This window comes from Aquitalea sp. S1-19, assembly GCF_024343515.1.
Window position 1 is genome coordinate 1 of sequence record NZ_RJTZ01000146.1, and the last position, 6,169, is coordinate 6,169.

Annotated in this window: 6 protein-coding genes; 3 read left to right on the forward strand and 3 right to left on the reverse strand. The window is 61.4% G+C overall.

All coding sequences use genetic code 11. The annotated features are described in order from the left end of the window. A partial coding sequence (locus EGI20_RS15875) for an SbcC/MukB-like Walker B domain-containing protein (protein ID WP_498632628.1) occupies nt 1-2,495 on the forward strand: 2,495 nt, incomplete at its 5' end. On the opposite strand, the gene EGI20_RS15880 is transcribed toward EGI20_RS15875, so the two are convergent. The 3 genes from EGI20_RS15880 to rluD are packed head-to-tail and all read right to left on the reverse strand — an operon-like array spanning nt 2,492 to nt 4,634. After that, nucleotides 2,492-2,734, reverse strand: coding sequence for a hypothetical protein (locus tag EGI20_RS15880; protein WP_498632630.1), 243 nt, complete (start codon nt 2,732-2,734; stop codon nt 2,492-2,494). The two genes, EGI20_RS15875 and EGI20_RS15880, sit on opposite strands and share 4 nt — an antisense overlap. A 57-nt stretch (nt 2,735-2,791) precedes the next feature. Beyond that, nucleotides 2,792-3,556, reverse strand: coding sequence for a peptidoglycan editing factor PgeF (pgeF, locus tag EGI20_RS15885; protein WP_498632632.1), 765 nt, complete (start codon nt 3,554-3,556; stop codon nt 2,792-2,794). Next, on the reverse strand, nt 3,543-4,634 hold the full coding sequence (gene rluD, locus EGI20_RS15890) for a 23S rRNA pseudouridine(1911/1915/1917) synthase RluD (RefSeq protein ID WP_498632634.1): 1,092 nt from the start codon (nt 4,632-4,634) through the stop codon (nt 3,543-3,545). The genes pgeF and rluD overlap by 14 nt, the downstream gene beginning before the upstream one ends. On the opposite strand from rluD, the gene EGI20_RS15895 reads away from it, so the two are divergent. Together EGI20_RS15895 and EGI20_RS15900 are read left to right on the forward strand one after the other, a co-directional pair. Continuing rightward, nucleotides 4,633-5,424 (forward strand): outer membrane protein assembly factor BamD, encoded by a 792-nt coding sequence (locus EGI20_RS15895; protein ID WP_124735887.1) that lies wholly within the window; start codon nt 4,633-4,635, stop codon nt 5,422-5,424. The two genes, rluD and EGI20_RS15895, sit on opposite strands and share 2 nt — an antisense overlap. A gap of 84 nt (nt 5,425-5,508) precedes the next feature. Continuing rightward, nucleotides 5,509-6,169: zinc-binding dehydrogenase (locus tag EGI20_RS15900; RefSeq protein WP_498632636.1), on the forward strand; the 661-nt coding region annotated here is incomplete at its 3' end.

Below are 6,169 nucleotides of genomic sequence, written 5' to 3' on the forward strand. Positions count from 1 at the left end.
TGGCCGGCATGCAGGCGCAACTGGGCGAGCAGCAGCTTGCGGCGCGTGACGCGTCCTTGCGCCTGCATGGTGAGGCGTGGGCTTTGGCCGAAGTGCAGGCGGCGGCCGAGAGTGAGGCGCTGGCCGCACTGGTGCAAGACAGGCAGGCGCTGGAAGCGCAGATGGCCTTGAATGCCGTACATGCGCAATTGGGCGAGCTGATCCCCGTCTGGCGCGGCCTGTTTGCCGAGGGGCAAAGACTGGAGGGCGAGCAAGCCAGCAAAGACACCGAACTGCAGCGCTTGCAGCAACAAAGGGATGTGGCCAGTGCGCAGCGCCAGACCTTGGCCGGGGGCCTTGCCCGCGCCGAAGATCAATATGCGCAAGCCTTGGCGCAGGAGCAGGCGGCAGCCTTGCAACGGGAAAGCCTGGGTGCGGATGCCGCACAATTGCGCGCCGCCTGGCAGGCAAGTCAGGCCGATGCGCTGGCAGCGCTACGCCTGGACGAAGAGGGGGCACGCTTGCGTATGCAGGCGGCCGAGCTCACACACTGGCAGGCACAAAAACTGCCGCTGGCACATGAGGTGGAGACACTTGCTGGCGAGCGTATGCGTTTACGCGGTCTGTTTAGCGCACTCAAAATTGAAGAAGCAGACAAGGCAAGGCTAATCGAGCTGGAATTGCGCATCCAGAGTCTGGAGGCGCAGCGCGCCCACCTGCACCCGGGAGAGGCTTGCCCCTTGTGCGGCGCATGTGAACATCCGGCGCTAGAGGCTTATCGTCAGCTGGATCCTTCGCAGAGTGAGCAGGCATTGGCTGCAGTCAGGGCAAGACTGGCCGAAGTGCAGCTGGAGGGGGAGGCGTTGGCGGCTACGCTGGCGCGCAAAACGGCAGAAGCGCAGCAACTGGAACAGCGCCTGCTGGAAAGCATGGCGCAGCATCAGGCGCAGCAAGCGCGCTGGCAGAATGCGGCCTCAGTGTATGCCCTGGCGTGGGATGCCTGGCGTGACGAGTCTGTACTCGCCCGCTTGCGTCAGACGCTGGAAGCCGCACGGGACCGGGCGGCTGCCGCTTTGGCCGCTTTCGAGGCCGCCGAGCAGTCATGGTATGCGGCACAGGCTGTCTGCGCTGATGCGGATAAGCATCTGGCCGATGTGCGTCATCAGTTGGCGCTGCTTGAACAGCAAGAGGCAACGCTGGCACAGGGCTTGCACGAGGGGCAGAGCGCATTGGCTGCATTGCAGTTGGCGCAAGACAAGCACAATCAGGCGTTATGCCTGGCGCTAGTGCCTTTTGCCCAGACCTTGCCGGCACAGCCCTCTGCGTGGCTGGCCGAGCGTGCGATCCAGTGGCAGGCCTGGCAGCTGGCAGAGCAAACAGCCCGGCAACTGGCGCAGGATGGGCTACGCGTACAGGCGCGGCTCTTTGCTGCCAACCAGCAGCGGGATAGCTGGCAGCAAAGAGCTGGATGCGTGGGGCTGGATGTGATGCCGACAGCGCCTGCCGTGGATGACAGGGCGGCTGCTTTGGCCAAGCTTCAGCAAGAAACCGAAGCGGTGACAAACACGCTGGCGCAACTGGAAGGGCGGCAGACGCAGCTGGCTGCTAACTTGCGGGAGCGTGCCCACGAGCAGGATGCGGCCCGGCGTGTCTGGCTGGATGCGCTGGCGGAGAGTACGTTTGCCGACGAAACGGCTTTTCTGGCAGCGCTCTTGCCCGAGGCCGAGCGCCTGCGCTTGCAGGCGCTGCGTGAAAATCTTACGCAGGCACGGAGGCAGGCACTGACCTTGCTGGAGGCGGTGCAGGCGACGCTTTCCGGCTTGCGTGCATCGCCGCTGACCGAATTGCCTTTGGCCGAGCTTGCGGCACAGCTCTCGACGCTTGGCGCCAGGCGACAAGCGCTGGCAAAAGCGCAAGGAGGTCTGGCCGGGCGTCTGGCCGAAGACGATGCGCGCAAGGCGAAGCAGCAGCTTTTGCTGGGACAGATCGCCGCGCAGACGGCTGATGTCGAACTGTGGCAGCATCTGGACGGGCTGATAGGTTCGGCCAAGGGGGACAAATTCCGCAAGTTTGCCCAGGGCTTGACGCTGGATCATCTGATTTATCTGGCCAATCGCCAGTTGCAGATGCTGCATGGGCGCTATGTGTTGCAGCGCCGGGATACGGGCGAGCTGGAGCTGGAAATTGTCGACTCCTGGCAAGGCGATGTGGCGCGCGATACGCGTACCCTGTCCGGAGGCGAAAGCTTTCTGGTGAGTCTTGCGCTGGCACTGGCCTTGTCCGATCTGGTTAGTCACAAAACCTCGATCGACTCCCTGTTTCTGGATGAAGGCTTCGGCACGCTGGACGCCGACACGCTGGAGCTGGCACTGGATGCGCTGGATAGCCTGAATGCCTCGGGCAAGATGATAGGCGTGATCAGCCATGTAGAGGCGATGAAGGAACGCATCCCGCTGCAGATAAGGGTGGGCAAGGCTAGTGGTATCGGCTTTTCAACCCTGCAAATTGTGGCTTAAAGCGGACGCAGCTTGCCGTCTACGCAAATGAGCGCGTCCAGGCGGATCTGGCTGCCGTCGTCCAGCACAATGAATTCCTGCGCATCCCGGGTGATGATGTCGCGGATGATGCTGCGGCAATGGCTTTGCGTGCCATCGGCTGCTAGGTAAGTCATATGGCAGGGTTTGCGTTGCAGTGCCAGCCATTCCAGCTCGCTGTGATAGTCGCAACTGATCGGGGTGTAGGGCTGTTCGGGCATGGTGTTGCCTGCGAATAAAAACGGCCGGTCGTCTGTGTGACGGCCGGCCGTGTAGGCTCAGGATGTCTGCGCTGATGCGGTTTCCGGACAATCCAGCCAGATCAGGCTGGCCATGCGTCCGCTGACGCCATCGCGCCGGTAGGAGTAAAAACGGTCGCGGTCGATAACGGTGCAAAAATCCCCGCCATAAACGGCAGTAACGCCGCATTCAGCCAAGCGCTGGCGGGCCAGCAGGTAAATGTCGGCCAGAAATTTGCCGTCGCCGATGTCCTTGAAGGCCGCATCGGCTTCGCCGGCATGGGCGAGAAATACGCTGCGTACTTCGGCTCCGACTTCAAATGCGTCCGGTCCGATCGCTGGGCCCATCCAGGCCAGAATTTCATCCGGTGCCACCTTCATGGCCGCGACGGTCGCTTCGAGCACGCCGTCCGCAAGGCCCCGCCAGCCAGCATGGGCCGAGGCCACCACGCTGCCGGCGCGGTCACAGAACAGTACCGGCAGGCAATCGGCGGTCATCACCACGCTGGCCTTGCCGCACTGGTAGGCGACACTGGCGTCGGCTTCCGGCGGGTTTTCACCCAAAGAAGCGACATCCACCACGACCGTGCCGTGTACCTGATTAAGCCAGGCCGGCTCGCATGGCAGGAAACGGCGCAGAATCTCGCGGTTTTCCGCCACATGTTCAGGCGTATCGCCGACATGGGCAGCCAGGTTGAAGCTGGTGTAAGGCGCAACGCTGACACCGCCAGAGCGGGTGGTGACCAGGGTGCGGACATGGGCCGGTGCCGGCCAGTTCGCGCTAAGCCAGTCAGTCGCGAACATACATCACCTCGATACCCTCGTCGTCGCTCTCATCCCAGTCGTCGTCCAGATCGTCTTCGTCCAGATTGGCTAGCATCAGTTCCTGTGCTTCGCCGCGCATAATGGCCAGCAAGGCGCGCATATCATCTGGGATACGTGCGGTCCAGGTCTTGGTTTCGCCGGTAGCCGGATGCTGCAGGCTGAGGCGGAAGGCGTGCAGCGCCTGACGTGCCAGCCCTTTGACGGCGCGCGCGACATCCTCGCCCATTTTGTGGCGCGGATCGCCATACACCGGGTCGCCGGCCAGCGGATGTTTGGCTTCGCGCATATGCACGCGGATCTGGTGGGTGCGGCCGGTTTCCAGGCGGCATTCGATATAGCTATGGTCGGCAAAGCGTTCCAGCACCCGCACATGGGTGATAGCCTGCTTGCCGCCGAATTTCACGCAGGCCATTTTCAGGCGGTTGTGCGGGTCGCGGCCGATATTGCTATTGATGGTGCCATCGAACGGCACCACGCCATCGGCCACAGCGCGGTAAAGACGCTTGACGGTACGTGCCTGCATCTGGCGTACCAGATTGGTTTGCGCCGCCAGTGTCTTGGCCACCACCATCAGGCCGCTGGTGTCCTTGTCCAGGCGGTGCACAATGCCGGCGCGCGGCACTTGGGCAATATCCGGGAAATGGAACAAGAGGGCATTGAGCAAGGTGCCGGACCAGTTGCCCGAAGCAGGGTGTACCACCATGCCGGCGGGCTTGTTGACGACCAGGATGTGTTCATCCTGATAAATGATGTCCAGCGGCAGGTCTTCCGGCAGGTAGGCGCGGTTTTCCGCTGTTTCTACTGGCTCGACCGACAGGACTTCATCGCCCATTACCTTGGTTTTTCCAGCAACGACGGCGCCGTTGAGGGTGACGTGGCCGTCCTTGATCCATTGGGTCAGGCGGCTGCGCGAGTGTTCCGGCATCAGCTTGGCGATGGCGCTGTCCAGCCTTTCGCCTGCCAGTGAAAGCGGAATATGCATGATGCGGGGCGCCGACATCTCGTTTTCTTCCGAGATGTCGTTATAATCGTCGGCATCGAAATAAGGATTGGTCATGAAAAGATATCTTGCTGCGATGTTGGTGGTTGCGGGCCTCGCCGGTTGCGCTTCAACTAGCGAGCCTAACGATGAAACGCGTGGCTGGACGGTCGAAAAGATCTATGGCGAGGCGAAAGACGAGCTTAATAGCGGCAATTATACGCGCGCGATCAAGCTCTATGAAACTTTACAAGCACGTTATCCCTATGGCCGTTATGCGCAGCAGGCGCTGATGGACCAGGCCTACACCCATTACAAGGATGCAGAGCCCGAGTTGGCCATTGCTGCTGCCAACCGTTTTGTGCGTCTGTATCCGGCGCATCCCAACCTCGATTACATGTACTACCTCAAGGGTCTGGTCTACTACAACGACGATAGCACGTCGCTGGCCAAGTGGACGGGGCAGGACATGAGCGAGCGCGATCCCAAGGCCGCCAGCGAAGCCTTCAACGCTTTTCGCGATCTGACCACCCGCTTTCCTGATAGCCCGTACAGCAAGGATGCCGCCGAAAAAATGCAGCGCCTGGTTGACGCGCTGGGCGGACACCAGATGCATGTGGCGCGTTACTATATGAAGCGGGGCGCCTGGCTGGCTGCGGCCAACCGCGCGCAGGATGTGGTGCGCGAGTACAGTAACACAGCTTATCGTGAAGAAGCGCTGGCCATCATGGTGGTGGCTTATGATCAGCTGCAGATGAAGCAGTTGTCTGATGATGCCCGCCGTGTGCTGGTACTGAATTATCCGCAAAGCGCCTATCTGGCCAAGCCATGGCAGGTCAAGGAAACCTCGTGGTGGAAATTCTGGTAAGCCTGCGCTTGCCTGACTGCTGACATCAAGACATGAAACAAGAGCCGCATTGCGGCTCTTGTCTTAGCCGGGAAAGGTCAATACATGAAAGCCATGATTATCCGCCAGTGCGGTGCGCCCTCCGAGTTCGAGCTGGCCGAGCTGCCCTTGCCCGAGCCGCAGGCCGGGCAGGTGCGCATCAAGGTGATGGCTACTGGGGTCAATCCCATTGATTGCAAGATACGCTCGGGTGCAGTGCCATTGGCACCTGCTTTACCCGCCATCTTGCAAGGAGATGTAGCCGGCGTGATCGATGCGCTGGGTTCCGGTGTGACGGATTTTGCTGTGGGCGATGCCGTGTTCGGTTTTATCGGCGGTCTGAAAACCCATTCGGGCGCTTTGGCCGAGTTTGCGCTGGCTGATGTACGCCTGCTGGCGCATAAGCCAGCGACGCTGGATTTTGCCAGTGCCGCGGCTTTGCCGGTTGTCGGCATGACAGCATGGGAAGGTTTGATCGAGCGCGCCGCTTTGGTGCCAGGGCAATCGGTGCTGGTACAGGGCGGGGCTGGCGGGGTGGGGCATATTGCTGTGCAGTTGGCACGTGCGGCGGGTTGCCGCGTGGTGGCAACCGTGTCGGGCAAGGATAAGGGCAAGCTTGCCAGGCAGCTGGGTGCGGACGAGGTGGTGTATTACCGTGATGAGGCTGTGGCCGATTATGTAGCGCGCCTGACCGGCGGGCGTGGTTTTGACGTGGTATTCGACAGTG

What these genes read in the sequence shown, in the direction of transcription:
- EGI20_RS15880 (WP_498632630.1), bottom strand. Translation starts at nt 2,734, where the DNA reads ATGCCCGAACAGCCCTACACCCCGATCAGTTGCGACTATCACAGCGAG.
- pgeF (WP_498632632.1), bottom strand. Translation starts at nt 3,556, where the DNA reads ATGTTCGCGACTGACTGGCTTAGCGCGAACTGGCCGGCACCGGCCCAT.
- EGI20_RS15895 (WP_124735887.1), top strand. Translation starts at nt 4,633, where the DNA reads ATGAAAAGATATCTTGCTGCGATGTTGGTGGTTGCGGGCCTCGCCGGT.
- rluD (WP_498632634.1), bottom strand. Translation starts at nt 4,634, where the DNA reads ATGACCAATCCTTATTTCGATGCCGACGATTATAACGACATCTCGGAA.